Consider the following 18469-nt stretch of genomic DNA (forward strand, 5'->3'; position numbering starts at 1 on the left):
TTACTCCCATATCTAACATACCTTTCGTCCCTAACAAATAACCATAAATCAAGAACCTAATTTATTCTCCTAATGCAAGTAAATTCTTTAAAAAAAAGCCAGATTTTCTTTGTGCTTCTTATCCTTTTCACTTTTTGGATTGATTACACGAAGGCCCAGACAAGTTTGGGCTTGGAAAAACAATTTATTCATGAAACCAGAAGTAATAAAGAAGATTTTGCATTGATAGAAAAAGGAAGAGCGGCGAATATTTTTTATGATGTAAATGATTATAAGGGCGTTATAAGAGCAATTGGCGATTTAGGTCAGGATTTTTTTAGCGTATCAGGCGTAAAGCCAGAATTGAAAAGCATTAAGCCTTTGGAGAAGGCTATTATTCTGATCGGAACCCTGGGCAAAAGCAAACTTATCGATCAGCTGATCAGTTCCGGAAAGCTCAACAAATCAAGCCTTTATGGCAAGTGGGAGAGCTTCTTAATATCGACCGTTAAAAAACCATTTCCTGGAGTTGACCAGGCATTGGTTATTGCAGGAAGCGACAAAAGGGGAACAATATACGGCGTATACGAACTATCGGAGCAGTTAGGGGTGTCTCCGTGGTATTGGTGGGCTGATGTTCCACCCAAAACCCGGAAAAGTGCATTTGCTGTTTCCGGAAATTACAGTTCAGGAGAACCGGAAGTGAAATACCGTGGAATATTCATTAATGATGAAGCCCCCGCAATGACTGGATGGGCTAAGGAAAAGTTTGGCGGGATGAATAGTAAAATGTATACACATATGTTTGAGCTGCTGCTTCGCCTGCGGGGCAATTACCTTTGGCCAGCCATGTGGGGCAATGCATTTAATGAAGATGATACCGAAAATCCACGTCTCGCCGATGAATATGGCATTGTAATGGGCACCTCGCATCATGAACCGATGATCCGTGCGCAACAGGAATGGAAAAAACACGGAGTGGGTGCCTGGAATTACGCAACAAACCCCCAGGAACTAAATGCTTTCTGGCAGGAGGGAATTAAAAGAAACAAAAACTACGAAAGCCTGGTAACCATGGGCATGCGGGGAGATGGAGATGAACCCATGGTTGAAGGTGGAGATATGGCATCCAATGTGAGACTGCTGGAAAATATTATCGCTAATCAGCGTAAAATTCTTTCCGAAAATATGGAAAAGCCTGTAGAAAAGATACCACAGCTCTGGGCTTTATACAAAGAGGTAAAAGACTATTACGATTTCGGAATGAAAGTTCCTGATGACATTACCCTGCTGTGGGCAGATGATAACTGGGGCAACTTACGGCATTTGCCCACCACCCAAGAACGCAATCGGAGCGGAGGATCTGGGATATATTATCATTTTGATTATGTTGGCGCACCAAGAAATTATAAATGGCTGAATACCACTTCGCTGCCAAAAGTTTGGGAACAGATGAATTTGGCCTATAATTATGGCGCCGACCGTATTTGGGTGGTGAATGTTGGTGATCTGAAACCAATAGAAATTCCAATAGAGTTTTTTTTACGGATGGCATGGAATCCTAAAGCGATGGACCGGGAAAAGCTGGCTGGTTTTCTCCTGCAGTGGGCAACACGTGAATTTGGATCTGGCCAGGCGAAAGAAATTGCAGATTTGGTACGCTTGTACTCCAAATATACCACCAGGCGCAAACCCGAACTGCTGGGGCCAGAAACTTTTAGCTTGATAAACTTCAGTGAAGCACAGCGCGTAGCCATGGAGTGGAGCACACTAAGTAACAGGGCAGCGCAGGTGAATAACAAGCTGCCACAGCAGTACAAAGATGCGTTCTATCAATTGGTACGCTATCCAATCCAGGCGATGAAAACAGTTACGGATTTATATATTGCCGTTGGTAAAAACAGGCTGTATTTTAAACAGGGAAGGGCTGCTACCAATCTTCAGCATAACCTTGCTCTTGATCTTTTTAAACAGGATCAGCAGCTTAGTGATGAATATAACCTTAAAATGGCAGGCGGTAAGTGGAATCATATGATGGACCAGGTAAGGATTGGTTACACAAGCTGGAATGATCCAAAGAAAAATATCATGCCCAAAACAGATGAAATTCAGGTGCCTTCAAAATCAGGCTTTGGAGTAGCAGTTGATGGTTCATCCGCTAGCTGGCCATCAACATCGAATGTTCCGGGGCCTACGCTTCCGAAATTTGAATCTTTAAATAAATTTCAGTCCTACTTTGAAGTTTTTGCAAAGGGATCCGCTCCCATCAATTTCAAACTGAAATCTGATAACTGGATTCGTTTGAAAAAAGAAAGTGTTCCCGGAACAAATGATTATAAGGTATTTGTGGATATTGACTGGACTAAACTCAGCAGTGGAAAACATCAGGGTAAAATCCAGATATCTGATGACTCGACCCTGGTAGTGATAAAAGTTGAAGCCAACAAGGCAACAGCTAAGCAGTTGGCAGCAGCAAAAGGAACCTTCGCAAGTTTAGGTGCGCCAATTTCATTTGAGGCTTTCCAGGCAAGTAAGCAGGTAAGCAGGAATGGTGTAAGCTGGGAAGCTATACCAGGTTATGGAAGAGGAAGTTCGGGTATGTCGATTTTTCCTGTCACTTCAACTTCGCTTAATAAGCCTGGTACGCCAACATTAGCATATCCTGTTTTCTTTGCTGAAAACGGTGAAGTTAAAATTGATCTGGTGGTGGGGCCGACTGTAAATTTTTCCCCGGAAGGTTTAAGGGTTGGAATCTCTGTAGATGGCGTGGCCCTCAAATCCTGACCATTATAGCCAAGCCCAGTGCCTCAGGATCTGATGCAAGCTGGGCAAACGCAGTTAAGGATAATGCAAGAACGCTTACTTCTTCACATTTCCTTAAAGTATCTGGAAGGCATACCATAAAAATATGGATGGTTGATCCGGCAGTAGTGTTAGAGAAAATAATAATATACAAAGGAGAACTTCCAACTAGTTACCTCGGGCCAATTGAAAATGAAATTATCAGATAGTTATTCAAGATAACTTAACGTGGATTTTGGGCCTTAACTTCGTCATGGCGAACTGAAGAAGGGAGCTTTGCGCTGGAGTAAAGCCATTTTTTTGATAAACTGAGTTCGATTAATAATCTGTTCTGAAGATGTTTTATTGAAAATTTTTATTTTCTGGTCATCACCCTGACTTGTAGCGCAGCGGAAAGCTACGCCGTTAATTCATCAGGAAAGATGCTGACCACGAAGTAGCTACAAGGCAATTGAAAACATTTTTGTATTTGAAAAATAATCGAACTCAAGTTTATAGCAATCAGCCTGATTGCTAGGATTACCTACATCTATTTAAATAATAGCGGAGCAAGTTCACGCAGGCTCCGGCGCCAGGTCTGAAATTCGTGCCCAGTATTTTCCGAAACATAAGAAACTGCATTGTAGCCCGCTTCTTTTAATGCGGTAACAGCACTTTTTACGCCTTCAGGACGTTCTTTGCTTCCACAGCTAATAAAGATTAATCGCGGTTTTGCTTTGTCTTTCAGCTCGGAGGGGTGAAGGTACCGCCACTCAGTAGCGCATAATAGCCAAAGAGTTCCGGTTTGTTAAGCGTAATGGTATGCGTTTCCATACCGCCCATCGACAGTCCTGCCATAGCACGACCGTTTGCGGTTGTTATAGTTGAAAAGTTAGCGTCAATATACGGGATGAGTTCTTCGGTTAATAAGGTTTGAAAACCATCGATCTTAAAATCTTTCATGTGTCCCCATTTGGTTTCATTCGTCATTCCGTAGGTCATAACGATGATAAATGGCTTACTTTTCCCTTCTGCAATCAGGTTGTCCATAATCAGGTTCGCCCGGCCCTGATTACTCCAGGCAGTTTCGTCTTCGCCCCATCCATGTTGTAGATACAATACCGGAAAACGTTGTTTATCTTTGCCATAGCCTGGCGGAGTGTAAACGTATGCCCTGCGCGAAGAATTGGTACTCTTTGAAGGAAAAAGTATTTGCTGCACATTTCCATGAGCTACATTTTTATTGGCATAAAAATCTTCATCCTTAGCTGGGATTTCAATACCGCTTTCCCATCTCGATGAGCCAAAATAGTTCATAGCACCGGGGTCATTAAATATTCCACCATCAATGGTTAGATGATAATAGTGGAAGCCCTCATCCATTGCACCGGTAGTGGTACCGGTAAAAAATCCGTCAGCCGCTTTGGTGAGCTTGGTTCCTCCCTGTCCCCCAAGACCGAGGCTTACCCTGATACTGTCTGACTGAGGTGCTTTGATGCGGAATCGGGCGTAGCCTTGCGAATTAACCTGCGGAAATTGTTGGCCGGGCTGATTCGTTGCAGAAGGTTTAAAGTCTTCTTTAATCGTCTCCAGGTTGTTTTGAGCTTGGCATACGCCATAGCTAAGGCTTGCTCCTAAAGCAATTATAATAAATTTGAATTTCATAATATTTGGTTAATTAAGTTGTTTAGTACTCCTTTTCTTCTACTATATGAAGTGTTAAGCGGATTTTCCTAAAGATAATTGATGTATCCATTGAGGATTGCTCAGATTGTTTAGTTTTATAGCAGAAATGTTTAAGTATGCGTATGACTATTTAGCAAACCTTTTGCAGGGACAAATACTTCTTAATTATGCCGAATGTTTGGCTTTCGTGGCAAACAAAAAAGGCGGCCCGTAAACAGACCGCCTGAACCAAAAATATAATTCTTTTTTATTTACTAAGAGAGGCTAGTGCATTTTCAGTAGTTAAGCTGGTTTTTGTGTTAGCGGCAACAAATTTGTCCATAGTTAGCTTTTGCTCTTTGCCCATTACCAGCATATGGTCGCCAGTTGAGCCACTTAAGGTTAAATCAGCGTGATCTTCAATCACAGTATACAACCCTTCAGTTTGTGAATTTAAGTCTAACGATGCATTTCCGCTTAGAAAAACCTGCAGGTATTGCGTATTGATTTTACCCTGTGTTTTCACTTTCGCATTATCCATTGCATGGATGCGGTAAATATCATTTACATAAACGGTAAGTTTCGCAGTGCTATTATCCAAAGCTGTAATTTCTAAACCATCTCCGTTCTGCATTACCTTTACTTTGCCAGTGTTTTCATCTGCATAACTGATGCCTGTACGTTTTCCCTGTATAATGGTCAGCTCTACATTTCCATTTACTTTGATGCGTTTGAAGTGTAATGCTTTTGAAGCGTGAACAGGTTTGGTGGTTTCAGCCGCATGAGCTGATAATACTGATGAAGTAGATAATACCAATGCCAAAGATGATGCGAATAATGTTTTGAATAAAGTTTTCATATGCTTAAGTTTTAATTTTTATAATATTTTATTGATTTTCTGATATTAAGACGTGCAATTGCAGGAAACGTTTCAGCGCAAATCGCAGCTTTATACCAGCCCCGAAAGCTGATCGACGAACGCCAGGAATTTAGAGACAAAAAGATGGTGGTCTTTAGAAATTTTTTACGTTTTCTTTCCAGAATGGATGAAGTAGATTCTTTTTTACCTTGAGGATAAGTCTTATAGTTGTCTGTATGTCGGTACTTTTCCAGTTTCAACAACAATCCAATCTATAAAGGTACACCAGCTTTTACCAATTTTTGGGTGCAATTGCCAATGCTGAATTAATGATTTAGGGTTAAGAAATAAAATCTGGAAGAGTATAGAACAGCGGTTTTTATGTCTTTATTCATATGGTAGATATGCCAATAGGGCATGGATAGTGTTATAAAAAATACTTCAACTAATGAATAGAAAAACAAAGCCGCTTATGATAGGTGTTGATATCGGTGGCTCACACATTACAGCTGCAATTATTGATTTTCAGTCAAATTCAGTTTTAAACCACTCCCGTGTACGCAGTCATGTGAATACGCATGGCACAAAAGAAGATATATTGGCCACATGGATCAGCTTGCTTAAAAATATTATCGGAAACCATTCCACAGACGAGATTCTACTTGGGATTGCCATGCCAGGCCCCTTCGATTACGCAAATGGGATATCGCTGATCAAGAACATGAACAAATACGAATCGCTGTACCTTGTGGATATAAAAGGCGTTTTAATTGAGCAGCTGGGGCTGCTACCCGAGAATATTATTTTTAGAAATGATGCAGAAGCTTTTCTGCATGGAGAAGTTAACGGGGGTAATGCTTTGGGATTCGATAGGGCTATAGGCATCACATTGGGTACCGGACTGGGATCTGCCGTAAGTATTGCTGGGAAAACCACAGATGCAAACCTCGGGGTGAGTTTATTTAAGAACGGGATAGCAGAGGACTATATTTCTACCAGGTGGTTCGTGAAACGCTATGAAGAACTCTCCGGTAAGCAAGTAAAGGATACAAAATCTCTTGTCGATTTATATGATAATGATCCTTTAATACCTGTGCTATTTAACGATTTTGCCAGAAGCCTTGCAGATTTTCTTTTCTCATTTATTGTAACGCACAATGCAGAAGTGGTCATTATTGGAGGAAATATTGCCAAAGCGCATGCTTTGTTTCTGAACAAGACCCAGAATGCACTCCGTCAGCAGGGAATTCAGGCTGAATTGAGAATAACTGGATTATGGGAAGACGCTGCAATGCTTGGTGCTGCTTACTCGCATGCAGCAGTAACTTTGGCTTCATAACATACTGTTTACGTTTTTTACTTCATCTCATTTAAGAGGTTGAGGCACTTTCGGCATCATACCGGAAAATCTTTTACAGCTAGTTTAAATTTAATGAGTATGTTTTTCTTTTTTTGTTGTCTAGGTAATATATGCACAATCCGAAATATTTAGCTTTTGCTATCATTACCTTACTGTTTTTTTCAGGCAAAGTTGCTTTTGCTCAGCTTAATGCGGCAAGAGAGCTGGCTTACTGTGCTGAACAGGTAAAAAAGACTTTAAAAGTTATTCCTCAGCAGGGCAACAATATTCCAAGGAGTATTGTTCCGGGTTCATCCAAATGGAAATTTGTAGGGTATAAAGACTGGTGCAGTGGTTTTTGGCCCGGCATATTGTGGTATAGTTACGAGGCAACCCGATCAAACGTCTTTTTGTCGAAAGCAAAGGCTTTTTCCTCAGAACTTATACCGCTTTCTCAGCAGCCGGCTTTCGATCATGACCTGGGTTTCCAGATCTTTAATAGTTATGGGAACGGTTACAGGCTCACCAAAAATCCTGAATATAAAAAGATTATACTCAAAACAGCCGATACGTTGGCTACCTTGTTTAACCCGAAGGTGGGTACTATCCTTTCATGGCCGCGGGAGGTTGCCGGAATGCAATGGCCACAGCATAATACCATTATTGATAATATGATCAATCTGGAAATGCTTTTTTGGGCAGCTAAGAATGGGGAGGGAAAAGATTATATGATATTGCTTTTTCTCACGCCAACATTACTATGAAAAATCATTTCAGACCTGATTATTCTGCATACCACGCAGTAATCTATGACCGTGAAACTGGGAAAAAAATTAAAGGAGTAACCCACCAGGGATATGCTGACGACTCCATGTGGGCACGTGGCCAATCGTGGGCTATTTATGGATATACCATGTGTTTCCGCGAGACGGGTAATCGTGCATTTCTTGAATTTGCCCAAAAAGTAAGCGATGTTTATCTAGCCAAATTGCCAACTGATGGAATTCCTTATTGGGATTTTAATGATCCTTCTATTCCTAATGCGCCAAAAGATGCATCTGCAGCAGCAGTAGTCGCCTCAGGTCTTTTAGAGCTTTCTACATTTGTTAATAACAAGGCAAAATCGCAAAAATACAGGAAGGCTGCCGAACTTATGCTCACCTCGCTTTCTTCAGTAGCATACCAAAGTAGGAATAAAAATACAGCCTTTTTACTGCATTCAACAGGTCATAAGCCTAATGGATCAGAAATAGATACCTCAATTATATACGCCGATTACTATTACATGGAGGCGCTGCTGAGATTGAAAAAACTTCAAAAAGGAAATAGGCTAAAGTAATCTTTAGTGTAATAATAACTGGTATAACGCACTCAACGGAATATTGCTGGGCGGGACGTCTGATTTAATTTCTGACTGTCTCTTTTTCATATTTAGTTTTAGTCGATTTATGTGTCTGGAACTGTCAGAATACCGAGACTTAATTCAACAGTCCCACCCACAATATTTTTATAAAAATTATCCAGGTTCGGTTATTACCATAAACAGGATGAGTTATTTCTTCAATAAAATAATGATCTGAAATAAAAAAGGCAGAATATTCTTTAATTCTCGAAGCCGCTATAAAGATATAAATCTGCATATCAGATTTTATATTTGGTTAATGAGGTACGTTCTGGATAGAATGTACCTTATATGTTTTAAACTTACCACGGGTTTATTCAATTTTCTTCCCTATAAATGAGTATCAAATAAAGTCAACCGTGTCTATAAACTGTTGTACCCTATATCTGGCCAAATCAAAAAAAATATAAGATTAAACACTGTTTCTATGCAGCGCGTTTTTTGAATCCCCATCATTTAGGTACACCCATTACAAGTAAGAGGACCTAGTCGTCCGCACTACTTTTATGCTAACCAATTAAGATATCATTTTATGATAAAAAAATACATTTTAGATAGGAGAATCCTTGCACTAAGTTTTGTTTTTCTAATCTTTCATGCTTATGCCTTCGGCGCAAATGGATTTACTCAACTTCATAGCGATACAGTCAAGATCGTTTTGGACTCACTGAAAGGGACTGTTGTAGATAATAACGGCAAACCTTTAAAAGATGTACGGATTTCGAATACTGCGGGTGGAGTTACCGTATATTCCACCATCAACGGATATTTTGCTGTACATGGTGCCATTGGTGATAAGCTTAAATTTGAACACCCTGATTTTTATATACTCGAAAGGGTATTTACAGGAAGAAAAAGATCAATTATACAGCTTGCCGGACGTTACCTTCCTTCAAAAGATGTTATCGGGATAGACCCAAAGGATTCTTTGGCAGTTGACAGGGCTTCGGTTGAGGTGCTGCACGGACGTCAGTTAAAAGAAAACCAGCTTCAGTCTGCGGTTACTGTTAATACCAACCAATTAACAACAACTCCAGCCTCGCAATTTCTTCAGGCGCTGCCCGGAAGGATTGCTGGTCTGAACATCGGTTTTACCAGCGGTGGCCCAGGCCTTGATGGAAATGGCTTGAACTATAATGTGCGTTCTGCTCTTGGTAATAACATTGTGCTAATTGATGGTGTGCAGCGACCCTATATTTCTATAGACCCTGATCAGATCGAATCGGTTTCAGTTTACAAAGATGCACTGGCTACAGTAATGTTTGGCATGCGCTCCTCAAATGGGATTATAGCGATTACGACTAAAAAGGGAGATAAAGGAGCACCGCGTATTTCGTTCTCTGTGCAGGGCGGTATTGAAAGACCAATTACCCTTCCAAAGTCGCTTGATGCAGCAACTTATGCAATGCTTTATAATGAAGCCAAACAGAACGACGCTCCAGCCGGCGTAACGTTAACACCTTCTTATTCTGCTGGAGATATAGCACTCTACCAAAACCAGACTGATCCTTTCCGTCATCCCAACGTGGATTGGTATAATACTGTGCTGCGGAAGCAATCGTATATCAACAGATACAATTTCAATGTACAGGGTAGCGGTAAGGGGTTTCGTTATTTTGTAGATCTGGATAATTTAAAGGAGACAGGTTTATTTAATACCAACGATTCATTAAACACTTACAATACCAATGCACAGCTTGATAGGTATATTGTAAGGAGCAACCTGGGGGTAGATCTAACCAAAACCACAGTAATGCAGCTCAATCTTTTCGGAAGGATTGCCAAAAATAATCAGCCTGGGGGCACAACTGCCACGGTTTTTTCGAGTCTTGCTGCTACTCCAAACAATGCCTATCCTGTATTTAACCCAAATGGTACGCTTGGTGGTACCAGTACTTATAACCAAAATCAAAATCTTTACGGACAGATTTTGCAACGTGGGTATCAGTTTCAGGATTCGAGGGATGTTTCAGTCGATCTTCAGCTAACTCAGCGCCTTGATGTGTTCTTGCCGGGACTATATGCTAAAATCCAGGGTTCGTACAATAATTCGACACTTTATAAAACCGATCGGTCAAAGAACTTTGCATCTTTTCAACTTAATCCAGACAATTCTTATACCGCTGTAGGCACTATTACAGAGCAAGGTACAACAGGAACACCAGGTGTACGCAGCAGGGTTATTTATACCGAAGCCGATCTGGGGTACGAGCATAGTTTTGAAAAGCACAACCTATCGGCCCTTGTTTTGAGAAACGAACAGAGCACCATGCAGTTCGATACGGGTACACTTCCGGAAATTTATACCGATTATGCAGCCAGGTTCCAATACAATTATGATCAGAAGTATCTTTTTGAAGCGGCAGGTAGCTATGCCGGTTACAACTGGTTTGCGCCTGCCAATCGCTGGGCACCTTACTGGGCTTTGGGAATGGGTTGGAATATCCACAATGAAGAATTTGTAAAAAACAATTTAAAATGGGTAAGCAATCTTAAAATCCGTGGTACCTATGGGCAAACCGGACAGGCAAATGCTGGCTATTACACCTATATCCAAACGTATTGGACACCGGCTACCAACACCAATAATGGAGATGGGTATTATTTTGGAAATACTGGTGTGGGTGTTACCCGCAGTACCGGAGAAAATAGCCTTGCCAATCCCGATCTTGCAGCTGAAAAGGCAAAAAAGACCAATATCGCACTCGATCTGGGTTTTTGGAATAATAAATTAACCATTAGCGCCGAATATTTTAACAACAGGTTTTATGATTTAGTAGGTGCTCCGGGCATAAAAACCAACATACTCGGTGCGGCCTATCCCAATAAAAACTTATATATCTACAATTATAAAGGAACTGATATTTCCCTCACTTATCAGGATAACATCAGCAATTTTAACTTTTTTGTTTCAGGTAATTTCTCGCTTGTTCAATCGAAAGTTATTTACATGGATGAAATTACCCGGAATTACGACTACCAGCGCCAAACAGGTCAGCAGGTGGGTATCATGTATGGTTATACCGCAATGGGCCTTTTCCAGAGCCTTGCTGAAATTAACGATCCGGCAACGGCTGTACTTGCGGCAACTCCAAAATCTTCGTTAAGGCCTGGCGATATCCGTTATCTGGACAGGAATGGCGATGGAATAATCAATGATTTAGACAAGGGGCCTATTGGCAGCGGAAAACCGACCGTTTACTACGGTGCCACAATTGGTTTTAATTTTAAAGGCTTCGATTTTAGTGCACTGTTACAGGGCGTAATGAATCGCCAAACCGCATTGGGAGGGCCAACAGCACAATATGGCGATTTCTATAATGGTTTTGGCAATGGCGGTGCGGCAAATGCTTTTGAGTTTAATCTGGGGCGTTGGACACCCGGAACAGCAGCTACTGCTAATCAGCCGCGTTTATGGTTAGGTGCAAATGCCAATAATCAGGAGGTATCTAGCTATTGGCTTCAGAATACCAGTTTTGTTCGGCTTAAAAATGTCGAAATCGGGTACACTATCCCGGCATATCTCTCCAAAAAGATTGGTGTTCCTTCGATCAGGTTCTTTAGCAACGGGCTAAACCTATTAACGTGGTCGCCGCTATCTAAATTCAGGAATGACGTTGATCCTGAGTCACTAAACCCAACCTATCCAATGTTAAAGGTTTTCAATTTTGGAATCAACGCTAAGTTTTAATTAAAAACGATATGAAAAAATTAGTTATCAATCTTTCGCTTGCCTTTTTCATGGTTTTATCTATATCATGTAAAAAAGTTCTTGAAGATCATCCGCTGAATATAAATAAAGAAAGCGACATATGGGACCAGTATGATGCAACAGGAACCAATGCGCAAGCTTGGGTTATTAAGATATACTCCCAGCTACCCAATGGTTTTATACGTTTGAATGGAATGGAACTGGATTGTGCTGCGGGAGATGGTGTGCCGAGTAACAGGGCCAATGCTGTTTGGAACGTGATTAACGGTGGATACAATTCGATTAATACTTTCGATGATAACTGGGCAAACTGTTATAGCGCAATACGCAGGGCCAACATTTTCCTGAATAATTATAAACGTGTGCCCTGGAGCGACCCGACATTACCCAAGTGGCTTGTGGCTGAGGTACGCACTTTAAGGGCGTATTTCTATTATGAAATGATCAGGCGTTATGGCGGTGTTCCGTTGCTGGGTGAAAAAGTTTACAACCCTGATGATCCTGCCTTACTACAGTTAAAACGCAGCAGTTTTGCCGCCTGTGTAGATTACATTGTATCAGAGTTAGATGCCGTAAAGGATCAATTAAGGCCCGATGCCTCATTGGCAAACCGCGGCAGCGGCAATGGGGTAGCAGAGGGTACTGATAACGATGCCGGTCGTATGCGCCCAACTATCGCTATGGCCATCAAAGCTAAGGTATTGTTGCTTGCTGCAAGTCCACTTTTTAATCCTTCAGCTACTCCCGCGCTTGATTTTACCGGATACCCAAGTTTCGATGCCAACAGATGGAAAGCAGCGGCAGATGCCATGAAAGCGATCATGGACCTCAATATGTTTGCATTAGAGCCTAACCGCTACGTTCTGAATACGACCCATGTAAACAAAGAATTTGTTTTTATGCGTTACGGAGCAAGCTACCAGATTACTTGGGGCAACCAGGCCTCACCTGTTGGTTATACCGTGGGTAATGTGGTAAGTGGTGGCATTGTAAGCCCAACACAAGAGCTGGTAGATGCTTTTCCGATGGCAAATGGCAAGGCTATAGCCGATCCAACTTCAGGTTATAATCTGGCCAATCCGTATGCAAACCGCGATCCAAGGCTTTCTCAAACCGTATTCTACAACGGAGCTACCTGGCTCAGAAGACCTGTACAAACTTATGAGGGTGGCTTAGACAAACCGAATAATACCAATATTGCTGGCGGTGTACAAACGCAAACCGGTTATTACCAAAAGAAATTTCTGGCACAGGATGATAACAATACAGCCTTTACACCAACCATGTATCACCCATCCGGCCTATCAACTTTTTGCCTCATCAGATATGCTGATATTTTGCTAAACTATGCCGAAGCACAAAACGAATTTGCAGGGCCTGATGCAACTGTTTATGCAGCCGTTAACGCGGTAAGACAACGAGCCGGTTTAAATCCTTTTGCAGCCCCTACAGGGTTGAGTAAAGAGCAGATGAGAGGCCTGATTCAGAATGAATGCCGTTTGGAGTTTGCTTTTGAAGAAAGGCGCTTTTACGATATCCGCAGATGGAAGATTGCCAAAGAAGTATATGGAACGGGTTCGCTGCATGGTGTTAGCATCGTTAAGAATGCAGATGGTTCTTTAACCTACACGCCAATTACGGTGGCTACTCCTTTCTTCAATGCCAATAACATGTACCTTTTGCCAATTGCAAATAACGAGATATTGGCTAATCCAAATATTGCTCAAAACCCCAACTACTAATCGATAACAACAAATATTAGTTATGAAATTTATAAAGATAATTTGTTTGTTCCTACTTGCTTTTACGTCCACAAGGGTATATGCTCAGGTAAGGACAATAAGAGGGCATATTGTGGATGAAAAAAATATAGCTTTGCCTGGCGTTACCGTTTCAGAAGAGGGAAATCTGCGTAACGGAGCAATTAGCGATGAAAACGGAGATTTTGTAATTACCTTAAAATCAGTTAATAATGCGATCCGTTTTACCATGGTAAGTTACATCACCCTTACCCTGCAAGCCGATGCAGAGAAAAAAATGGCCGTAAAAATGAAGCCTGATACCAAAGGGCTTGATGATGTGGTAGTTGTAGGTTACAGTACACAGAAAAGAATTACCAACCCAGGTGCAGTGAGCTCAATCAAAGCAGCCGAGATCGAAAACATCCCTACCTCGAGCATTCAGAATACACTGGCAGGGCGTTTGCCCGGTTTTACGGCGATTCAGCGTAGCGGGCAACCAGGATCAGATGCAGCCGAATTTTTTATCCGTGGGGTAAATTCAATGAACAATGATAACCAGCCACTCATTATTGTTGATGACATTCAATATACTTATGCACAGGTTGCCCAGCTTGATCCCAATGAGATTGAAACCATTACGATCCTGAAAGATGCATCCACTACAGCAATATATGGTGTAAGGGGGGCAAATGGTGCCATGGTAATTACAACCAAACGGGGCATGATTTCTAAACCTTCCATTAACGTTTCCACACAATTTGGTGTAAACCAGGTAATTCAGTATCCCAACTATTTGGATGCTTATGCAACTGCAGTTTTGCAAAACGAAGCTTACATTAACGACAGTTATAAACTAGCCTCACCGCTTACGCTGCCATGGACTGCTGCCGATTTGAAAATGTTTAAAGATGGATCGGATCCTTACGGACATCCCAACGTGAACTGGCAAAACGAATTGTTAAAAAACAGCTCAACGCAGAGCAACTACAATGTCGATATCCGTGGCGGAAACAGCAAAGTGAAATATTTTACATCCTTTGGTTACTTTAAGCAGAACGGGTTATTACGCGATTTTACACCTACAAATCCAGATGATGACGGTGTTGAACCCAATTATTTCTATAACCGGATAAATTTTAGATCCAATTTAGATATCACACCAACCAAAACCCTCAATATCAGGTTTGATTTAAACGGGCGTTTTGAAACTATTAATAATCCTAATGGACCGATTGATGCGGCCGGCTTATTTAAGGAATTAATTTCTTTCAGAAACCTTTCGGCATTTAGTATGCCCATCGTTAATCCTAACGGAACCTATGGCTATGCAAACCAAAGCTGGGGAAATGGATATGTTAACCCCATAAGCCGGCTCGCCAACAGCGGATATAAACGTAATTACAATAACAATTTTAATATTGTAGCTGGTGCCAACCAAAAACTCGATTTCATTGCCCAGGGCCTGGAAGCAAAATTAAATGTATCTTATGCCAGCAACATTAACGAACACCGCAATCTACAGCGCGATCCGGCAACGCTCCCGGCTTTTTACTATAACTCAGCAAATAACACTTACAGCAGCAAAGGCAATAACCGATTTCCGGTTTTTACACAAAATGTTGGAAACGATGTCTTCAATAATTCTGTAAACAGTCAGTTATCACTAAATTACGACCACAATTTTGGTATCCACAGGGTTTATGCGCTGGCACTGGTAAATGATATCAGCACCATTAACGGTGGAAATGTTCCGGTAAACTTCAGGGGATTTCTGGTAGGTTAGGCTACAATTTTAGGCAGACCTATGGTATTGAATTTGATGTTGCACGAAATGGTAACGATTTGTTTAGAAAAGAACAACGTTATGGCTTTTTCCCATCAATTTCTGGCTTCTGGAATTTGGGGGAGGAAAAATTCTTTAAAAAACTGTTCCCTTTTATTGATCTTTTTAAGTTCAGGGGATCTTATGGGCTTACCGGAAGCGACTTTGGTTACCCTACAGTACTTACTTCAATAGCCTATACACTGCCCGGGTCAGGAACGATTTTTGGAAACGGTGCAACCGAAGGTGCATTGGTAAATGCTGATGTAACCTGGGAAAAATCGAGAAAAACAGATGTCGGAGTCGATATCAATATGTTTGCCGGGAAACTCACCATGTCTGCAGATTATTTTTATGAATATCGGTACGATCAGCTAATTAACCAAGGGGCAATATCTGCAATAATTGGTCAGGCCGTGCCAAGAAGAAATGTTGGAATATCCGATAACAAAGGATTTGAGGTAGAACTGAACTACCGCGACAAGATCGCGGCAGTTTCCTATTCAATTGGTGGTAATCTTTCGCACTTTAAAAATAAGATCATTTATATCAGTGAGGCGCCCGATTATCCTTATTTGGCACAAACCGGAAGACAGATTGGTTTAACTAAGGGTTACCAGTTTATTGGCTTTTATCAAGCTTCAGATTTTGATGCAAACGGATCGGTTAGATCTGGGGTGGCTTACCCTTTATGGAGTACCATCCAGCCGGGCGATATGAAATATGCCGACCTGAATGGCGACGGCTTTATCACCGCTGCCGACCAGACTTTCCTGTCGCAGCCTAATATTCCAACCTATACTTATGGAATAAACCTGGGGTTAAACTATAAGAATTTCTCACTGCGTGCCCTGGTACAGGGAGCATGGGGTTATGCCATTAACGTTTTTGCCGAAGGGACTGATATTTTTAATGGTGTGCCACAGCCGCTGCATCTCCAAAGTTGGAGCCCAAATAATCCTGATAACGCTATTTTTCCTAGAATTGGTTTTAATAACAATATTAATAACAGGACCTGGCAAACCATATCCGATTTTAGCCTTACTCCCGGAAGTTATGTCCGTCTGAAATCGCTCGAACTAGGATTTCAGCTGCCTAAAAAGTGGATAGATAAAACGCATTTTATTCAGAATTGCAGAATCTACACGGCAGGTTATAATCTCTTTACCATCAGAGATACGGGTAAGTTTCAGGTTGATCCGGAAATTGCCCAGGGCAGTAACGCCGGCACAGCATACCCAATTACAACGAACTATACTTTTGGACTGCAGGTAGGTTTTTAATTTTAAAGGAGAGAAAAATGAAAAAGACAATTTTAGTGTATAAAAATATAAGTGCGGGTTGTTTAAGCCTAATGATTGGATCTGGATCTAGGTTAATGTTTACAGCTATGCTTATTGCTGGTTTGAGCGCATGCAGGAAATCAGGCTTTCTCGACCAAAAAAAATTGAGTCAGATAGATGAAAATACCGTTTTTACGGATAGTTTAAACAGTTGGAACTATGTAAACAGCAGGTATAGCAATCTAAGTTATTCATGGGAGCCAAATAGGTGGGGAAGAGGTGGTGTTGATGCTGCAAGTGATGAAGTACAGTCGGCAAATGCCCCAACCGAACAGGAAACCTATTGGGCCGGTGGGGCAATAAATCCAAGCAACGTAACTGCCGAGATCTGGACAATTACCTGGCAACAGGTGCGGGCGGTTAATATTTTTCTTAAAAACCAATTGCGTATCCCCATGACCGCCAATACCAAAAAACTTCTGGAGGGGCAAATGCGGTTTTTAAGGGCGTGGTATTATGCAACTATGCTGAAAACTTATGGAGGCTTCCCATTAATAGGTAACACCATTTTTAGCGATGGAGATGCGATTGATTTGCCACGTAATACTTACGAGGAGTGCTTGAACTACATTATATCAGAGTGCGATGCTGCTGCAAGCCTGCTGCCTGTTGATTTTGTGGCGGCTACAGGTAATCCGGCCGACTATGGCAGGGCTACCAAGGGAGCCGCTCTGGCACTAAAGGCCCGCTTACTTTTATATGCGGCAAGTCCTTTGGTAAATGTATCAAGGGGCGACGATCCTGCACGGCTGGTTTCATTGGGGAATACCGATCCTAACCGTTGGAAACTTGCCGCCGATGCAGCACAAGCGGTAATTAACCTGGGGCAATATACTTTGTTTCGTAGGGTTACGCCATTTTTCTATAATCAGTTTCTCAATGGGCTTACCGCTGCTACACCAAATTCAGAGGCTGTTTTTTCTTTTTTACCCGCAACCACCACTCAAAATAATATGATCAGGGAAACGCTTGCCAATCCGGCAACAAGGGGCACAAGATATCAGAGTACGCCCAGTTGTTTTCCCTTACAGGAACTTGTAGATGCTTTTGGAATGGCTAATGGAAAAGCAATTGACGATCCTGCCTCAGGATATCCGGGTACTGGAAATAATATGTATCTCAACCGCGATCCCCGTTTTTATGCCACCATTACTTATAACGGAGGGCTGCGCTTTTTGAATGGTAAAGCAACAGATCAGCCGGTATGGACTTACACCGGAGATATACCCTCTTCACCTACGAATGATGCATCCATCTCTGGCGCAAGAACTGATGGGATTTATACTGCAACAGGTACAAGTACAGGTTATTTTGCCTATAAAATGCTCGCCAATAATGTGGCTAACGGTGGGGTAGAATTAAACCGGCCAAGAATTCTGATTCGCTATGCCGAAGTGTTATTGAACGCCGCTGAAGCCAATAACGAATTTAGTGGGCCATCTTCACAAATTTACACCTGGCTAAAGGATATAAGAGACCGTGCAGGTATCGCAGCAGGTACCGATGGCATGTATGGAATGAAAGCCAGCATGACACAGGCAGAAATGAGAACATTTTTACAACGCGAGCGTCAGGTAGAACTTGCCCTTGAAGAACACCGTTTCTGGGACGTGCGAAGATGGAAAACCGCACCTCAGGTACTCAACCAGGATCTTCATGGGATGGAAATTACCAGGGCAAGTAACGGAAGTTACAGCTACCGTACAATTGTAGTGAGGAAAAATGTTTTCAGGGATAACATGTATTTCTTTCCAATCCCACAGGCAGAATTAACTAAAGCACCTTCGATGAAACAAAACCCAGGATATTAACCTAATAATCACTA

At 41.7% G+C, this 18469-nt stretch carries 10 protein-coding genes and 1 pseudogene; 9 read left to right on the forward strand and 2 right to left on the reverse strand.

The genetic code is table 11. The annotated features are described in order from the left end of the window. Window positions 1-72: 72 nt before the first annotated feature. Window positions 73-2990, forward strand: a pseudogene (locus tag H9N25_RS01325) (glycosyl hydrolase 115 family protein). A gap of 514 nt (window positions 2991-3504) precedes the next feature. Here the strand turns inward: H9N25_RS01325 and H9N25_RS01335 are convergent. Both H9N25_RS01335 and H9N25_RS01340 read right to left on the reverse strand, forming a co-directional pair. Next, a complete protein-coding gene (locus H9N25_RS01335) occupies window positions 3505-4425 on the reverse strand; it encodes an alpha/beta hydrolase-fold protein (protein WP_223833531.1) in 921 nt (306 codons plus the stop codon). 268 nt (window positions 4426-4693) lie between these two features. Beyond that, window positions 4694-5284, reverse strand: a complete 591-nt coding sequence (locus tag H9N25_RS01340) for a GIN domain-containing protein (protein ID WP_190327692.1) — start codon at window positions 5282-5284, stop codon at window positions 4694-4696. A gap of 448 nt (window positions 5285-5732) precedes the next feature. On the opposite strand from H9N25_RS01340, the gene H9N25_RS01345 reads away from it, so the two are divergent. The 8 genes from H9N25_RS01345 to H9N25_RS01375 all read left to right on the forward strand — a co-directional run bounded on the left by H9N25_RS01345 (window position 5733) and on the right by H9N25_RS01375 (window position 18455). Then, window positions 5733-6623 carry an ROK family protein gene (locus tag H9N25_RS01345; protein WP_190327693.1) on the forward strand — a complete coding sequence of 297 codons (891 nt, stop codon included), beginning with the start codon at window positions 5733-5735 and terminating at the stop codon, window positions 6621-6623. Window positions 6624-6754: 131 nt separating this feature from the next. Beyond that, a complete protein-coding gene (locus tag H9N25_RS24260) occupies window positions 6755-7387 on the forward strand; it encodes a hypothetical protein (protein ID WP_223833532.1) in 633 nt (210 codons plus the stop codon). After that, complete coding sequence (locus tag H9N25_RS24265) at window positions 7384-7962, forward strand: glycoside hydrolase family 88 protein (protein ID WP_223833533.1); 579 nt, start codon at window positions 7384-7386, stop codon at window positions 7960-7962. Before H9N25_RS24260 ends, H9N25_RS24265 begins: the two co-directional genes overlap by 4 nt. Window positions 7963-8557: 595 nt before the next feature. Beyond that, a complete protein-coding gene (locus H9N25_RS01355; protein WP_190327694.1) occupies window positions 8558-11716 on the forward strand; it encodes a SusC/RagA family TonB-linked outer membrane protein in 3159 nt (1052 codons plus the stop codon). Window positions 11717-11727: 11 nt separating this feature from the next. Then, the gene (locus H9N25_RS01360) at window positions 11728-13479 is read left to right on the forward strand and encodes a RagB/SusD family nutrient uptake outer membrane protein (protein ID WP_190327695.1); all 1752 of its coding nucleotides are present in this window, start codon (window positions 11728-11730) and stop codon (window positions 13477-13479) included. 22 nt (window positions 13480-13501) lie between these two features. Further along, entirely contained in the window at window positions 13502-15262 is a 1761-nt protein-coding gene (locus tag H9N25_RS01365) for a SusC/RagA family TonB-linked outer membrane protein (RefSeq protein ID WP_223833534.1), read from the forward strand. Window positions 15263-15288: 26 nt separating this feature from the next. Beyond that, entirely contained in the window at window positions 15289-16584 is a 1296-nt protein-coding gene (locus H9N25_RS01370) for a SusC/RagA family TonB-linked outer membrane protein (RefSeq protein ID WP_223833728.1), read from the forward strand. Between the two features lie 17 nt (window positions 16585-16601). After that, complete coding sequence (locus tag H9N25_RS01375) at window positions 16602-18455, forward strand: RagB/SusD family nutrient uptake outer membrane protein (RefSeq protein ID WP_190327697.1); 1854 nt, start codon at window positions 16602-16604, stop codon at window positions 18453-18455. Window positions 18456-18469 lie beyond the last annotated feature (14 nt).

The organism is Pedobacter riviphilus, assembly GCF_014692875.1.
In the GTDB taxonomy this organism is placed as follows: Bacteria; Bacteroidota; Bacteroidia; order Sphingobacteriales; family Sphingobacteriaceae; genus Pedobacter; species Pedobacter riviphilus.